The sequence below is a fragment of the Paenibacillus sp. FSL L8-0435 genome (assembly GCF_037965655.1).
Lineage (GTDB): Bacteria > Bacillota > Bacilli > Paenibacillales > Paenibacillaceae > Paenibacillus.
In genome coordinates this window covers 3,968,919-3,984,778 of the sequence record NZ_CP150185.1, presented here as the reverse complement: position 1 = coordinate 3,984,778, position 15,860 = coordinate 3,968,919, and the positions used below count along the sequence as shown (strand labels likewise).

At 44.7% G+C, this 15,860-nt stretch carries 14 protein-coding genes and 1 riboswitch; of the genes, 10 read left to right on the top strand and 4 right to left on the bottom strand.

Going from position 1 to position 15,860, the window contains the following annotated elements; genetic code table 11:
- Window positions 1–37 precede the first annotated feature (37 nt).
- Window positions 38–1,264 (bottom strand): glucose-1-phosphate adenylyltransferase, encoded by a 1,227-nt coding sequence (locus NST33_RS17245; RefSeq protein WP_076210125.1) that lies wholly within the window; start codon window positions 1,262–1,264, stop codon window positions 38–40.
- Between the two features lie 193 nt (window positions 1,265–1,457).
- Between NST33_RS17245 and glgB the strand changes: the two genes are divergently transcribed.
- Together glgB and glgA are read left to right on the top strand one after the other, a co-directional pair.
- The gene (gene glgB / locus NST33_RS17240; RefSeq protein WP_339304185.1) at window positions 1,458–3,464 is read left to right on the top strand and encodes a 1,4-alpha-glucan branching protein GlgB; all 2,007 of its coding nucleotides are present in this window, start codon (window positions 1,458–1,460) and stop codon (window positions 3,462–3,464) included.
- Complete coding sequence (gene glgA / locus NST33_RS17235) at window positions 3,461–4,903, top strand: glycogen synthase GlgA (protein WP_339304184.1); 1,443 nt, start codon at window positions 3,461–3,463, stop codon at window positions 4,901–4,903. Before glgB ends, glgA begins: the two co-directional genes overlap by 4 nt.
- A gap of 145 nt (window positions 4,904–5,048) precedes the next feature.
- On the opposite strand, the gene NST33_RS17230 is transcribed toward glgA, so the two are convergent.
- Together NST33_RS17230 and NST33_RS17225 are read right to left on the bottom strand one after the other, a co-directional pair.
- Window positions 5,049–6,815 carry an alpha-glycosidase gene (locus tag NST33_RS17230; protein ID WP_339304182.1) on the bottom strand — a complete coding sequence of 589 codons (1,767 nt, stop codon included), beginning with the start codon at window positions 6,813–6,815 and terminating at the stop codon, window positions 5,049–5,051.
- A gap of 419 nt (window positions 6,816–7,234) precedes the next feature.
- A complete protein-coding gene (locus NST33_RS17225) occupies window positions 7,235–8,410 on the bottom strand; it encodes a M20 family metallopeptidase (RefSeq protein WP_339304180.1) in 1,176 nt (391 codons plus the stop codon).
- A gap of 182 nt (window positions 8,411–8,592) precedes the next feature.
- On the opposite strand from NST33_RS17225, the gene NST33_RS17220 reads away from it, so the two are divergent.
- The 3 genes from NST33_RS17220 to NST33_RS17210 all read left to right on the top strand — a co-directional run bounded on the left by NST33_RS17220 (window position 8,593) and on the right by NST33_RS17210 (window position 11,857).
- A complete protein-coding gene (locus tag NST33_RS17220; protein ID WP_221821613.1) occupies window positions 8,593–10,056 on the top strand; it encodes an ABC transporter substrate-binding protein/permease in 1,464 nt (487 codons plus the stop codon).
- Window positions 10,043–10,765 (top strand): amino acid ABC transporter ATP-binding protein, encoded by a 723-nt coding sequence (locus NST33_RS17215; protein ID WP_017688094.1) that lies wholly within the window; start codon window positions 10,043–10,045, stop codon window positions 10,763–10,765. The genes NST33_RS17220 and NST33_RS17215 overlap by 14 nt, the downstream gene beginning before the upstream one ends.
- A gap of 220 nt (window positions 10,766–10,985) precedes the next feature.
- Window positions 10,986–11,183, top strand: a riboswitch (cyclic di-AMP (ydaO/yuaA leader).
- Window positions 11,184–11,185: 2 nt separating this feature from the next.
- Window positions 11,186–11,857 (top strand): 3D domain-containing protein, encoded by a 672-nt coding sequence (locus NST33_RS17210; RefSeq protein ID WP_221821611.1) that lies wholly within the window; start codon window positions 11,186–11,188, stop codon window positions 11,855–11,857.
- A gap of 104 nt (window positions 11,858–11,961) precedes the next feature.
- Here NST33_RS17210 and NST33_RS17205 read toward each other — a convergent pair whose 3' ends face one another.
- Window positions 11,962–12,753, bottom strand: coding sequence for a polysaccharide deacetylase family protein (locus NST33_RS17205; protein WP_339304178.1), 792 nt, complete (start codon window positions 12,751–12,753; stop codon window positions 11,962–11,964).
- Between the two features lie 153 nt (window positions 12,754–12,906).
- On the opposite strand from NST33_RS17205, the gene NST33_RS17200 reads away from it, so the two are divergent.
- From NST33_RS17200 to NST33_RS17180, 5 genes are all read left to right on the top strand, one after another.
- Window positions 12,907–13,248, top strand: a complete 342-nt coding sequence (locus NST33_RS17200; RefSeq protein ID WP_221821609.1) for a hypothetical protein — start codon at window positions 12,907–12,909, stop codon at window positions 13,246–13,248.
- Window positions 13,249–13,359: 111 nt separating this feature from the next.
- Entirely contained in the window at window positions 13,360–14,031 is a 672-nt protein-coding gene (locus NST33_RS17195) for a PspA/IM30 family protein (protein WP_339304176.1), read from the top strand.
- Between the two features lie 95 nt (window positions 14,032–14,126).
- Window positions 14,127–14,528: a DUF350 domain-containing protein gene (locus NST33_RS17190; RefSeq protein WP_036613690.1), complete on the top strand. Its 402-nt coding sequence runs from the start codon at window positions 14,127–14,129 to the stop codon at window positions 14,526–14,528.
- Between the two features lie 23 nt (window positions 14,529–14,551).
- Complete coding sequence (locus NST33_RS17185; RefSeq protein WP_076210134.1) at window positions 14,552–15,058, top strand: DUF4178 domain-containing protein; 507 nt, start codon at window positions 14,552–14,554, stop codon at window positions 15,056–15,058.
- A 12-nt stretch (window positions 15,059–15,070) separates the two neighbouring features.
- Window positions 15,071–15,808: a DUF4247 domain-containing protein gene (locus tag NST33_RS17180; protein WP_221821608.1), complete on the top strand. Its 738-nt coding sequence runs from the start codon at window positions 15,071–15,073 to the stop codon at window positions 15,806–15,808.
- The last annotated feature ends 52 nt before the right edge of the window (window positions 15,809–15,860 follow it).

Genomic DNA, 15,860 nt, shown 5'->3' with positions numbered 1-15,860 from the left:
AGGTGAGCCATTCAAGGCTCACCTTTTTTGCATATTATTATGAAGAAAGTTCACCTGTGCGCAGGCGCCCACTTTTCTCATATACTTCTTTCAACATACGAACAGGTTGCGTACGGACAGCCGGTTTGGCAGAGACGATCTCGTTAGGTCCAACGACAACAATTTCATCTGCCGTACCTTTAACAATTGCACCGTCCTTGATTATTGCCCCTTCACCGATGATGGCGCGTTCGATGTGAACCCCACGGCCTATGCGTGCATTAGGCATAACGACACTGTCTTTAACCTCAGAGCCTTTACCCACTTCTGCACCGCAGAAGATAACGGAACGCTCCGAACGACCTTCGATTGCACAAGAGTCGTGAATCATGGAAGTAACATGTTCGATCTTTGTATGTCTTGCTTTGTAAGCACTTGGCTTGGAGCGCCAGTCGCGAGTAAACATCGGCCAGTTTTCTTTTTGCAGACTCCAGTCTTCCTCGTTGTGTAACAGATCCATATGTGCATCCCAAAGGCTCTTAACCGTTCCTACATCTTTCCAATAACCATTAAAGTTATAGACAAAGAGGGGATTATTTTCGTTCAACATTTGAGGAATAACATCTTTACCGAAGTCATGGCTGGATTCAGGGTTAGCGGCATCTTCCAAGAGATGGCGTTTCAGATAATCCCATTTGAACATGTAAATGCCCATTGAAGCCAGATTACTTTTTGGTTCAGCCGGTTTCTCGGCAAACTCGGTTACACGTAAATTCTCATCAGCAGCCATAATACCGAAGCGATGTGCTTCATCCCATGGAACTTCCATTACTGAAATCGTTGCTGCTGCATTATTGGCCTGATGAGCCTCCAACATCTCGCGATAATTCATATGATAAATATGATCACCCGACAAAATTAGAACATTTTCGGGGTTTTGCTGATCAATATAGTCAATATTTTTATAAATAGCATCCGCCGTTCCCAAGTATTCGTCATTTCCTGTATGATAAGATGGAAGTAAGGAAATTCCTGCCTGACTTGAGTTACCATGTCCCCATGGTTCGCCTTGACCAATGTGATCATGCAAAGATTCCGCTTGGTACTGCGTTAATACTCCTACAGTATCGATCCCTGAGTTTACGCAGTTACTGAGAGGAAAATCGATGATCCGGTAGTGCCCGCCAAACGGTACAGCGGGTTTTGCGATACTTGAGGTTAAAGGGGCTAATCGCTTCCCTTCTCCTCCCGCCAACAGCATAGCGATGCAATCTTTATTAAACATAATCGTTTCCCTCCCAAAATATTGTGCATTGTAGTACATCATTAACGCAAAGTAGAGCAGATGAAACGATTGTTACTGTAAAAATTCAGAAAAAAGACAACATTTTCTAAGACACCGCATTTTTCTTTTCAACTTGGCTAGAATGGGGTAATGGTTACTGTTATATCTATTTTCTTGAGAAGAAGGTGATCTCTTGGCCATTCAACCGTTGGCACACCCGGACATATTGCCGGAGCATATTTATTTATTTCATGAAGGTAACCTTCATCACAGTTATCGAATTTTGGGCGCACAGCCTGAGATCTGCGATGGCCGTCAGGGGTATCGCTTTACCGTGTGGGCACCAAATGCCGCAGAAGTAGGATTGGCTCTGGACCGTAATGGATGGAAAGGTGAAAAGGAACCTTTATATAAGATACCCGAATCAGGATTTTGGAGTCGTTTTTTTCCGGAAATTAGTGAAGGAACTTTATACAAGTTCCGTATATTAACGGAAGACGGAACAGAATTGCTCAAAGCCGATCCTTATGCGTTTCATGCGGAGGTTCGACCTCAGACAGCCTCTGTCACCAGTTCAATCGAAGGGTACAAATGGAATGATGGAGCCTGGAGACGCAAACAACGCGGGCTGTATAATAAACCCCTACATATTTATGAAATGCATATGGGAACCTGGAAGCGCAAAGAAGACGGAAGCCTCTACAGTTATCGAGAGATGGCTGATTTGCTTGTTCCTTACTTATTGGAAATGAAATATACACATGTTGAGATGATGCCTCTTAGTGAGCATCCTTATGATCTTTCGTGGGGATACCAAAACACTGGATTTTACGCGCCAACAAGCCGTTACGGACAGCCCAAAGATCTGATGTATCTGGTGGATACACTACATCAGGCTGGAATTGGAGTTCTGCTGGATTGGGTACCAGCGCATTTTGCCAAAGATGCTCATGGGTTGCGTATGTTTGATGGTACGCCTTTGTATGAGTATGCAGACCCGATGTTAGCAGAGAAGCCAGGCTGGGGTACTCTTAGCTTTGACTACTCGAAACCTGAGATTCGTTCATTTCTGATCTCCAATGCATTATATTGGATGGAGATGTATCATTTTGACGGACTCCGTGTTGATGCGGTTACGAGTATGCTTCGGCTTGATTTTGAGAAGCAGCCAGGTCAATATCGTACCAATGATGAAGGTGGTCTTAAGAACAAGGAAGCTGTAGCTTTTTTGCAGCAGCTGAATCAGACGGTGTTCAAGTATTTCCCTTATGCATTGATGATGGCTGAAGAATCCAGTGCATGGCCAATGGTGACTTTACCTGTAGATGAAGGTGGTCTGGGCTTCAACTACAAATGGAACATGGGCTGGATGAACGATACGCTTGATTACATGGAATCTGATTTTCATGAGCGTCCTTCCAAACATCATTTGCTGACTTTCCCGGTCGTATACTCCTTTGCTGAAAATTATGTGCTACCTCTGTCACATGACGAGGTTGTTCATGGCAAAAAGTCGCTCCTCGACAAGATGCCAGGAACCTATGAGCAGAAATTTGCCGGCATGCGTGCTTTTCTGGGCTATTTTATGACTTTCCCAGGGAAAAAGCTGTTGTTTATGGGTGGAGACTTTGGCCAGTTCATCGAATGGAAAGATGAAGATCAACTGGACTGGTTCTTGCTGGATTATGACAGTCACCGCAATTTGCATAAGTTTGAGCGTGAGCTGTCTAACCTGTACTTGAGTGAAAAAGCTTTGTGGGAGCTTGATCATTCCTTGGACGGTTATGAATGGATCACTCCGGATGATCAGGACCAGAGTGTCATTTCATACGTACGCAAAGGAAAAAAACCTGCGGATACACTCCTTGTGCTCATTAACTTTCAGCCGGTCAAGCGGGAGCGTTACCGGATTGGTGTCATGCGTCCCGGTATGTATACCGAAGTACTGAACAGTGACCATTCCGTTTACGGCGGTTCAGGCATTACTAATGATATGCAACTGCCTACCGAAAAGATTCCTTTTCATGGGCATCCGCATAGTCTCGAATTGGTATTGCCTCCGCTTAGCATCGTGATTCTAAAAAAGAACACGCGTCGGAAAACGGATGAATCACCTGCGAGTATAACTTCCGTCAGTTCAAAAACAAAGAATAATAATGAAAGCAATACGCTCAAACCGAAGAGGAGGACAAAGGCATGAATATTCTATTTGCTGCTGCTGAAGTACATCCATTTATCAAAACAGGAGGCCTTGCTGACGTAATCGGTGCTCTCCCGTTGGCATTGAAGAAGAGCGGGGCAGATGTGCGGGTGATTATGCCTAAATACAAGGGGATTCCCGATGAGTATAAAGACGCGTTACAGCCCGTAATTACAACGGATGTGCCTCTTGGCTGGCGGAGACCTTATTGTGGAATAGAAATGCTGGTTCATGATGGGATTCCAGTATATTTTGTGGATAATGAATATTATTTTGGGCGTGATGGAGTGTACGGTTATATGGATGATGGCGAGCGTTTCGCCTTCTTCAACCGTGCAGTTCTCGAAGTGTTGCCACAGATTGAGTTCAAGCCTGACGTGCTGCACAGTCATGACTGGCATGCAGGAATGATTCCTTTGGTGCTTGAAGCACACTACAGACACGATCCATTTTACAGTGATATTCGTACGGTATTCACTATACATAACTTGTTGTATCAAGGGGTATTCCCGCATCAGTTATTCAGTGATATCCTTGAGCTGGACGATCGATATTTCACCGTGGATGGAGCCGAGTATTACGGTAATGTCAACTTCCTGAAGGCTGGAATTGTCTACGCTGACCATGTAACAACCGTTAGTCCAACTTACGCACAGGAAGTGAAAACATCTTATTACGGATACGGTCTGGACGGACTGCTTAGTTCACTTGGAGATCGATTCAGCGGGATTGTAAATGGCATTGATACCAAGAGTTACAACCCGGCTACAGACACCAAAATCCCGGTGAAATACAGAACAAGTCTGTCCAAAAAAACGGAAAACAAAATTGAGCTGCAAAAGGAACTTGGATTGCCTGTTCGACCAGATGCACCTCTTATGGTCATGGTCACAAGGCTTGTGGATTCCAAAGGACTTGATCTGGTCTGTCGTATCCTGGATGAATTGTTATATTATGATGACATTCAATTCGCGGTACTGGGAACAGGAGAGCAGGCGTATGAACACTGGTTCCGTGAAGCCGCGAATCGTTATCCACTTAAAATGTCTGCACAGATCAAGTTCAACGACGGGTTATCCCGTCGGTTCTATGCAGGCAGTGATATCTTCCTGATGCCATCCAGATTCGAGCCGTGTGGTATTAGTCAGCTGCTGGCTCTGCGGTACGGTAGTGTGCCTCTCGTAAGGGAAACAGGCGGTCTGAACGATACTGTTCAGGCATATAACGAGTTTACTGGAGAAGGGAATGGTTTCTCATTCACAAGCTTTAATGCACATGACATGATGAATACCATTCGGCGTGCTGAGGAGATCTACAAACAGCCAGAACACTGGAAGAAAATCGTGAAGAATGCAATGGGTGGAGAATACAGCTGGAACGTCTCTGCTGAAGAATATATGGACATTTATCGTCGGATCACACTTGACCCTGTAAACTAATGCAATCCTGAAAAAGTCGCAGCATATCATGCTGTGGCTTTTTTCAATCCAATAAACAAAACACTTCCAAAGTTCAGAATGAAGTATCATCTGAGACGATGGAAGTGTTTTTCTTTTCTTTTATATGATTCTTCAGAATTAAACCTCAGCCGTGTTGGATGGTTGTCGGATCAAGCTGTCTATACAAAATGCGGTACCCATAGGGGTCAAGCTTAATATTCATCATTCCATCGGCTGGAAACACAGGCTCTTCAGTTAATGCATCTTTCCAGTCTTTTGTTTCCATAGGATGAGAAAGCGTTCGATCTTGAGGTGTATTGTTCATCCATACGGTAAAGTGAAGGTTGTCATCCACACGCTCGTACACGATACAGGGATCATTGTGATCAGCCTTGAGGAATCGGAAGCGTCCTTTGCGCAGGGCTTCATTACTTTTGCGTAAATCGATCATCAGACGATAGAAATCATACAATTCTCTGTCTTGTTTGGCCGGGTCCCATTCCATACATTTTCGACAATCCGGGTCAGCATCACCACTAATTCCTACCTCATCGCCGTAGAAAATACAAGGTGTGCCGATATAGGTGAAAAGAAATACAACCGACAATTTTAAACGGCGTTTGTCTTCTCCTAACCTTGTAAGCAATCGTGGGGTATCGTGGCTGCACAACATATTAAAGATCACTTCGTTGGTTTGTTGCGGATAGCGCATAATCAGTGAACCCATCTCGTTGGCAAAGTTATACCCATCCATTGAACCGCAGAAGAACTGAAGCACTTTGTCGGCAAATGGATAATTCATGACGGAATCGAATTGATCCCCCATGAGCCATGTCAGGGAGTCGCTCCAGACTTCACCAACAATATAGGCTTCCGGATTCGCTGCCTTAACAACCTTGCGAAAATCACGCCAGAAATGGTTGTCCACCTCATTTGCTACATCCAGACGCCACCCATCCAGCTTAATTTCTTTGATCCAGTACTCAGCTACATCGAGTAGATATGCCTTAACCTCAGGGTTGGCTGTATTGAACTTGGGCATGTTGCCATAGAACCCAAATGTATCGTAGGTTGGTATACCATCCTTGATCTGAACCGGATATTCATTGATGTGGAACCAGTCGGCATACTTAGAGTTTTTTCCATTCTGGAGAACGTCTTGAAAAGGAGGGAAGTCTTCGCTGCAATGGTTAAACACCGCGTCAAGCATGACACGTATACCCAGGCGATGACATTCTTCTGTCAATTGTTTAAGCAGGGTATTATCACCGAAATGGGGGTCGACTTTTTTATAATCAATCGTGTCGTATTTGTGGTAGGAATTGGCCTGGAATAACGGGGTAAAGTAAATGGCGTTTACGCCAAGTTCAGTTAAGTCATACAGATGATCCAGCACACCTTGCAGATCTCCACCAAAATAATTGTCCAACTCAGGTTTGCCACCCCAGTCATCCGTTTCTTTTGGATTCAGCTTGGGATCTCCATTAGCAAACCGTTCCGTCATGATCTGATAAAAGACGGCTTCTTTTGCCCACTCGGGCACCTTAAACACATCAATTTCATGTATATACGAGAACTCATAATATCCTCCAGTTGGATAGGGGGTCTCATAATGAATTCCATTATCCGCTAGAAAAACATCTTCTGAACCGGCAGTTATCCGAAATATATAGGTGAGACGTTTGAATTGTGGCCTGACGGCAGCCTCCCAATAATCAAACATGCGATCGGAAGCAGCTTTCTCCAGTTGAATTTCCTTGTAGGTTCCGTTCCAATTGTACTTATCTCCGGTCAGTGCAGTCACGTATTGCACATCATTGCGCTTGGTTCGTACGCGCAGATGTATGGTAGACGAATTATAGGCGTAAGCCCACTTGTCACGAGGGACATGATACATGGCTTCGAGCAACATGACAGCACCTCCTGAATATAGGATAAGTTATAGAGGTTGTTCAAAAGCCCGCTTTTGATTACAAGTGATGCCTATCGGCATCATTGGCATCGAATATGGAATTCAGCCGAAATGTCCGTTGCTCACGTAGTTTTGCCTACGCTCCGCTACTCCATTTCTAGCTTCATCCCATCTTCTCGGTACTGAAAACCGGTCTTTTGAACACGCACTTATAGTTATAATTAACCAAGTTAGCCAGCAAATGAATCACATTTACTGTAATAAAATGTGTTGTTTTCATCGTTTTCAAAGGTTTCTTTCACAGCATTTCCAGCTTCGGGCTGAATATACTTACAGATAATTTAGAATAAGGGTGCCCTGAACAACTTGAGATTCAAGATTGTTCAGGGCACCCCTATATAACATGTTGAAAGTGAATTTTAGCGAATAGCTTGCTCAAACTCCGTGCGGATGGATTGAAGCAGTTCCGGCTGGCTCAGGACGTCATAGGCTGTTGTAGCGAGTGCCTTGGCTCCCAGAATCATCCCGTCCAGGGCACGCTCTTGGAGTGCAAGATCACGGAAGGCTATGGAGTGCAGTGTGTGCACCTCGTCTACAACACGAATGTAAGGATGGATGGCAGGACATTTCAGGGAAACGTTACCGATGTCCATAGAGCCGTGATCATTACCACTCACTATCTCTTCTTGCGGGATACCAAGTTCCATCAGATTTTGACTAAACGCAGCTGAGAATGCTTCATTGGTAACCATCTCGTCATAGGAGGTTTCATAGTTGGATGTCACCAGCTTGCATCCTGTCTGGAGAGCAGAACCTTCAGCGATCTGAATTACACGTTCTGTGAGGATATTCAGTTCTTTGCGAGTTGCTGCCCGTACATAAAATTGCGCAGAAGCATAGTCAGGAATGATATTTGCTGCCTGACCTCCATTGTTGATCACACCATGAATCCGAACGGTGCTTTTCACTTGTTGCCGGAATGCGTTGATTCCGTTGAACGTTTGAATGACGGCATCAAGAGCATTAATACCTTCGTGCGGACTTGCAGCAGCATGTGAAGATCGGCCATGGAATTCAAATTGCACAGCATCAATAGCCAGCGAACTGCCTGACTTTTCGTAGGCATAATACGGATGCGCCATGAGAGCGACATCACAGTCATCGAACAGACCTGCTTCCGCCATCGGAACTTTGGCACCACGTGTCTCCTCAGCGGGTGTACCAAACACTTTAATTGTTCCGCCGACTTCTTCCAGAATGGATTTCAGCCCCACAGCAGCCCCAAGACTCATCATGCAGATCAGATGGTGACCACAAGCATGACCGATCTCCGGCAATGCGTCATATTCACACAATAATGCAATGGTAGGGCCGGGTTTGGCGGCTGAATAGGTTCCGATAAAGGCTGTCTCCAGTCCAAGGATTGGAGCCTCTACAGTGAACCCGTGATAGATCAGTTCTTCTTTTAGACGAGCAGAAGCAAGATACTCTTCATTCCCCAGTTCGGGGTTGGCACCGATATATGATGAAATGGCTTTAAAACGGGAAGCATATTGATCAATAACCGTCAGGATCTGTGATTTGTTAGATGTCATTAGTAAACTCCTTATGCAAAATGAAAATAATTTATTGATTATATCATGTTTGCTTTATTTTTTCAGAAACAAGTCAAGATTTGTATTGTCAAAATGCATTGCATAATCATGCATTGTACTTTATAATGACTCAGTCATCAACATGAGAAGCATACAAAGTATTGTAAGGGGAGAGAAAAAGGTTGAAATTAATAAGTCGTTACACCATGATGCTGTTGACCTTTGTTGTTCTGCTGACAACTGCCGTTCCTGTGGCACTTGCAAGTGGAACTACAGATAATTCAGGCAGTAAAAAGCTGGTGCTCGGTACAAGTGCCGATTTTGCACCATACGAATTCCATAAAGTGATTAATGGTAAAGATGAAATCGTCGGCTTCGATATTGAGATCGCCAAAGAGATTGCCAAAGATCTTGGCGCTGAGCTTGTGATTGAGGATATGGGCTTCGACGGTCTTCTGCCTTCATTGCAGAGCGGGCGTGTTGATCTGGTGATTTCAGGTATGACGCCGACGGATGAACGGAAGAAAAGTATCGATTTTTCCGACACCTATTATAAATCAAAACAAGTGATTATGGTTCGCAATGTGGATAAAGACCAATATCCAACCATGGCAGAACTTGAAAATGCGAAGATTGGCGTTCAGAAAGGCTCCATTCAGGAAACGATCGGACAGAGTATTCCAGGAGCGAAGCTTACTGCGCTGGATAAAATCTCCGATATCGTGCTTCAACTGCAAACAAAACGCATTGACGCGGCAATCGTTGAAGATACCGTTGCTGCAGGTTATCTGGACGATATCATTGGACTTGCTGCTGCTGTTCCGGACGAAGAGCAAGCAGAAGCGGCAATCGGGATTCGTAAAGGTAATACCGAGCTGCTAGCTGCAGTAAATGGAACACTGGAGCGACTGAAAAGTGAAGATAAAATCAATCAGATGGTGACGGACGCCAGCCTCTTGATGGCGGATAAAGCGAACAAATCACAAAATATTTTCCAAGTATTCTGGGAGTACAAAAGTTTCTATGCTACAGGTGTAGGATACACACTTCTGTTGTCTGCACTTGGGGTTATCTTCGGGGTAATTATTGGATTGATCATCTGTTTGTTCCGTTTGCATGACGCTGCAATCTTGCGCTGGATCGGTACTGCTTACGTTGAAGTGATCCGTGGCACACCGATGCTGGTACAATTAATGATTATTTACTATGGTTTTTCCCTGAGCTTTGGCATTAACTTCACTGCCCTTCAGGCAGGTATCATCACGCTTTCCATTAATAGTGGTGCGTATCTAGCGGAGATTTTCCGTGCAGGTATCCAAGGGGTGGATCGTGGCCAGTTGGAAGCAGCTCGCTCCCTCGGAATGGGCAGAGGTGCAGCCATGCGCTACATCATATTGCCACAGGCTTTCAAGGCCGTATTGCCGGCAATTGGTAATGAATTCATAACGATTATCAAGGAATCCTCCATTATCTCTGTTATCGGTATGGTGGACATTATGTATCAGGCAAGTGTAGTCAAGAACATTACGTACCAAGGCTTGAGTCCATTTTTGATTGCAGCAGCCATCTACTTTGTAATGACGTTTATTTTGTCCAAGCTGCTGGGACGACTGGAAAGGAAGTTGAGTGCAAGTGATAGACGTTAGACAATTACACAAATCTTATGGAAATAACGATGTGCTTAAGGGCATTAATGTGACGATTGGCAAAGGCGAGGTTGTCGTGGTTATCGGTCCTTCCGGTTCAGGTAAAAGTACATTCTTGCGTTGTCTGAACCTCTTGGAACAACCTACATCAGGTGAAATCGATTTTGAAGGTGTTTCAATTACGGACCCCAAGCACAACATTAATGCAACTCGGGAAAAAATGGGCATGGTGTTCCAGCATTTCAACCTGTTCCCACACAAAACGGTACAGCAAAACATCACGATTGCTCCGATTAAAGTGAAGAAACAATCCACGCAGGAAGCGGAGAAAATTGCTGCTGATCTGCTTAACACTGTGGGCTTGTACGATAAAAAAGATACATTCCCGAATCAGCTGTCCGGTGGACAGAAGCAGCGGATCGCTATTGCAAGAGCATTGGCTATGCAGCCGCATGTCATGCTGTTTGACGAGCCTACTTCGGCACTGGACCCCGAGATGGTCGGTGAAGTGTTGGATGTCATGAAACGTCTTGCAGAAGGTGGGATGACTATGGTCATTGTAACGCATGAGATGGGTTTTGCACGTGAAGTAGGAGACCGGATCCTGTTCATGGATGGCGGGGTTATTGTAGAAGAGGGAACACCTGATGAGGTGTTTGGAGCACCAAAAAATTCACGTACACGTGATTTTCTTGCCAAAGTACTCTAAATGAAAGTGATCAATAGCGTTACTGACTTCGAGTCGGTGACGCTATTTTTTTATGGTTAATAATCACGTATGGATTCGGAAAAGTAACTATTCTGTTACCAAATGTAAAGTAATCGGGTCGTCCAATATTTCTAAAGTATCCAGTACTCTTACATATGCTTACATGCTAAAAAACCATTTGGTAAGAATTACTACAAGTTCAGGTTACAAAATTGTGATATATTGAACTCTGCCGAAACTTCCGGACAGGGAGTGCGGGGGATGTAACGATGCAGATTTGTGCAGGGGGAAGATCTACAGCACACTGCTTGGGGTGAATTAGGGGTACATAACGTTTCAAATGTAATGAAGAACCTATAGGGTGGGCTCCTCATCCGAATCCGACAACTAACTTCGCAGGCACAATGAGGGAGGAAGACCATGATTAACAAGAAACGTATAGCCAAAACAGCAGTAGCATTAATGACAACAGCAATGCTCATTCAAGCCGTTCCGGCTCACGCCGATTCAGTTCATGTGGCCAAAGAAGGGGATACCTTCTACACCTTATCAAAACAATATGGAGTAGCAATGAACACGTTGGTTAAAGCAAACAACGACATTTCACCTTACAATATTTATGGTGGTTTGAAAATTACAATTCCTGGTAAGGCAAACAATCTAGCTGCCGCGGCGACGGGGAGCAAGACCCAAGCCAAAACGGTTACTACAGCAAGCTTGGACGTTAACGCAGATAACAAAGTGGTTCAAGCCTGGGGTAAAACATTCGATTACAGCAAAGCTGTGAACGTGAAAGCAACGGCATACTCTGCAGATCCGTCTGAAAATGGAGGCTGGGGTGCAGTCGATTATTTCGGAAATGACCTTGAACTGGGTACGATTGCAGTTGATCCAAGTGTAATTCCACTCGGAACCAAAGTACTGGTAACGGGTCACAGCCATCCAGGATTGCCAAAACAGGCTTTTGTAGCCACAGCGCGTGATGTAGGCGGTGCAATCAAGGGTCACCGGATTGATATCTTTATCCCGGGTAGCAAACAGTCCGTAAGCACATTTGGATTTCAGGATATCGAGCTGTACATTCTGAAGTAGAAAATTAATTACATCTAACGAATTCAAACAGGGTGTCTGCCAGTCGCAAACTTGCGATTGAACAGCACCCTTTTAATATTCTCATTTATTTCTTCATCGTCATCTTAATCTTTGGCCTTTGACAATCCCAGCATTTCGTCCAAGGTGACAAGTTCATATCCGCGCTTTTGCAATTCCTCAATGATTTCAGGCAAAGCCTCAATCGTGCCGTTCAGGTTTGATCCTACACCGCCTCCAGCATGTTGCAGAACGATGGAGCCTGGTTTTACGGCAGACAGGATGTTATCTTTCACCTGTTCCTTTGAAAGGCCTTTCCAGTCCAGAGAGTCTACGTTCCAGTTCACAATGCTATAGTGTTGTTTGGCAGCCCATCTCAGCTGTTCTTCATTAATGTCTCCATAAGGCGGCCGAATCATCTTCGGCGTATATCCCGCCAAACGTCGAATAATATCCCCGGTATGTAAAATTTGTTTGCGAAAGGCATTCATCGACAGCTTACTGAATTCAGGATGATTGTAGCTGTGATTACCAACCATATGCCCTTCCTTAATGATGCGTTTCACCAGATCCGGATGTTTCTCTGCACGACTACCCACGATGAAGAATGTAGCTCTGACATTGTATTTCTTCAATACATCCAGCACTTGTGGACTAAATCGTGGATCAGGTACATCATCAAAAGTCAGTGCAACCTTCTTTGTTGAAGGACCATTGGTTTTGAACGTATCGGCATATTTTTGACGTAACTGTCCCAATGTCAGTTGTTCTTCTTCCGCAGAATCCGAACCTGATACGGATTCACTTGGCGGGCTTGAAACATCCCGCGATGAAACTGGAGCATGATATCCTCCGAGAAAAATAACGATAACCATCAGCATAATGAGGCGTACGCGCATAATAACGGCCTCCTTTTCCAAAATGACGTTCTCTTTGGTATGCCCGGGCTATCCATAAGTTATGCGTAGTGTGAGAATTTTCATTGCCGATGTAGCTCATGAAAGCCATAATTCCTCCATATATAACATATAGAAAAGGATAGGTGGATGGGTATGAGTACATATGATTTGAAATCCATACGTTTACAGGTGATTGAAGCAGGAGAAGATAAGGTTTTTCTCGTTACGGGAGGAAAGGCGCATATTGGCGCCGCAGCCACATTCTATGTAGATCATGAGCGCGTAAGCGGGACGACGGTACATATTCCCGGTCATAAGGAACAAGAACTGTGTGAGCGGCTTGCCCGGAAGGCTGCCCAGCAGCTGAAAGTAACCGTTACGGTGATCATGGGTATTCATTTTGATTCCATCACGCGGATGCAGATCGACGAAATCGTGCAGACTGCAGAGAGGTTGATGGAAGATCATCTGATCAAAGATAAACGATCTTCCTGACGTAAGAGTCATCGAATGTTTTGATTTTATTTGCTAAAATTGAAACGAGTTGTAGATTGTTACGTATGTATGTTTATATACGATGTAATATCGACTAGGAGGAATAACATAATGTCCATTTTCAAACGTTTGCGTGATCTAACCATGTCTAACATCAACGCCATTATTGACAAGGCGGAAGATCCAATCAAGATGACGGAACAATATATCCGCGACATGCAAGAGGATCTGGAAGATGCGGAGAAAGCAGTAGCTCAACAAATCGCCATTGAGAAGAAATTCAAGCAGTTATTCGAAGAGCAGGAAGCTCTTGTGAAGAAACGTGAAGAGCAGGCGCATACGGCGGCACGTGCTCAGAATCTGGATTTGGCTCGACGTGCTCTGGAAGAGAAAAAGGCTGCTGAAGAGAAGATGGCTGAGTATAAAACCAGCTATGACCAAAACAAGGCTTCTGCAGATAACCTGCGTGGCAAGCTCGACGAGATGCGTAAGCAACTGACTCAAATGAAGAACAAACGTGAAACACTGGTAGCCCGCTACAATGCAGCAAAAGCCCAAACGGAAATCAACAAAGCGTTGAATGGGTTTGGCTCTGATACTGCAAGTGCTGGTATGAAGCGTATGGAAGAGAAAATGATGCAGATGGAAGCACAGGCAGAAGCAAGTAACGAAATGTCTTCCAAAGGCAAGTCTTTGGATGAAGAGTTCGAGAAGTTGGGTAAAGATCAAGCTGTTGAAGACGAACTCGCAGCATTGATGAAACAGTACGATAATAAGAACTAATACCTTGGTTGTCAGCAGGGTTAACCAGCGGAGGAGAAGAGCATTTCTCCTTCGCTTTTAAATGCGGTTCATGTTGATATGTGGGGGCTGTGTAAATGGATTTGAATATTTTGGCGATGTTGGTCTGGACCGGATCTGGTTCGGTTTTGCTGTTTGTCTTGATGTATGTAGATTCACTGTTCACGAAATATAAGGATTTTGCTGAAGTTAAGGCTGGCAATATGGCAGTAACCACACGTATGGTGATGAAATTATTTGCACAAGGGTATGTACTCGCTACGTCCATTTCTACAGCTGGTCATCTTGGAGAGGCATTGCTGGTCTCCGTTGTATCCTTTATCATTTTGTTGATTCTGGAGAGCGTTGTACACTTTATGATTCGCAAATGGGCCAATCTGGATCTGGATACGGGAATTCAGCAAGGGAAGACAGGATACGGGTTGTTCTCTGGCGCTTTACATATCGTGGGCGCACTGATTATTGCAGCTTGTTTATAAGATAAGGAACAGGAGTAATTCTCATGAGTGTATGGAAACGAATTAAAGGAATACTAACAAAACCTGAACCACCGCAGGCAGAGAAAACGATGCTTCAGCTTGCACCTGGTGATATCTGTGAGGTTTCTCTGGTCACTTATGAAGTCGTTGGTCGGGTACAAAATCGCGCTCGAAATGCAGTTGTGCTCACGCTGCAGGATGGTACCGCATTTCGATATTTGCATATCGAAGAACGTGAACTCACACGTTACGCTCTATATACACCAATTGATGGCAGGCTTGATGCACCTGATGAGGTGCCCACATTACTGGACCTGGATGGACGCGCATTTCATCTGGAGGAAGAGTATGGAGGCATGGTATCAACGGCAGGTAGAACTCCATATGGCCAGGCTGGAGAACAATTGGTATGGCAGTATCAGTCGGATGATAATATGCTTCTTCGGGTGGAGTGGCAAGACAGAAGATTTACACTGTATGAGGGTGAGTCCATTCTTCCTGCGGATATCAAAGTGATTCGTTCGAGCTAGGAGAGGTTCCCAATGAAAAAACGCTTGGCACATGGATTAAAATTAATGCTGGTCCTTAGCCTTGTGATGTCTCTGTTGTCCGCGTGCGGAGCACCTTCTGTTCAGGACACATACCCGCTTGAATCGGTTAACGGCAGTGGTAACTCAACGTCCTATGTGTACCGGGCTTCTGACCGTACCGTTCCGGAAGTGGCCCAGGAATTGTCTGACCAAAGGCAACCGGATCAGATCTCGGCAGAGAACACAGAGCGTATGTTCCTCGTGTATCAGGACGAGTATTATCATCTGCAACAAGACCCGAACAAGCCGGAGGATACCTTGGTTGAGGTGGACTCCAAGGAATATGTTCGGCAGAACTACGATTCATCTTTTTTACAAGGTTATCTGACCGCTACGTTAATCGGTAATCTGTTCGATTCTTTTGGCGGGCGAGGTTATGGCAACTATCGAGGATATACCAATAAAGATACGTATAAACCGAGTGCAGGATCTTATCGTGCACCAACAAGTAATGACAAGAAGCTTGCTCCACCTATTACTGTTGATCGGAAAGGTACGATTACAAGGCGTGGAAGCGATAAAGATTCAAGCGTGGGATCTGGCGGAGGATTATTCAACCGCAACAGGGATCAGAGCAAGGGGACCATTGATCGTAACAAGAGCAGTGGTGGGTTGTTTGATTCACCTAAGAAATCCTACAAAAAACCAAAAACCAGAGTGGGCGGCGGCCGAATTAAGAGGCGAAGATAATAAACATCTAATCATAAGGATGGCTGCCAATCGCATAGTTCATTTAAGAACA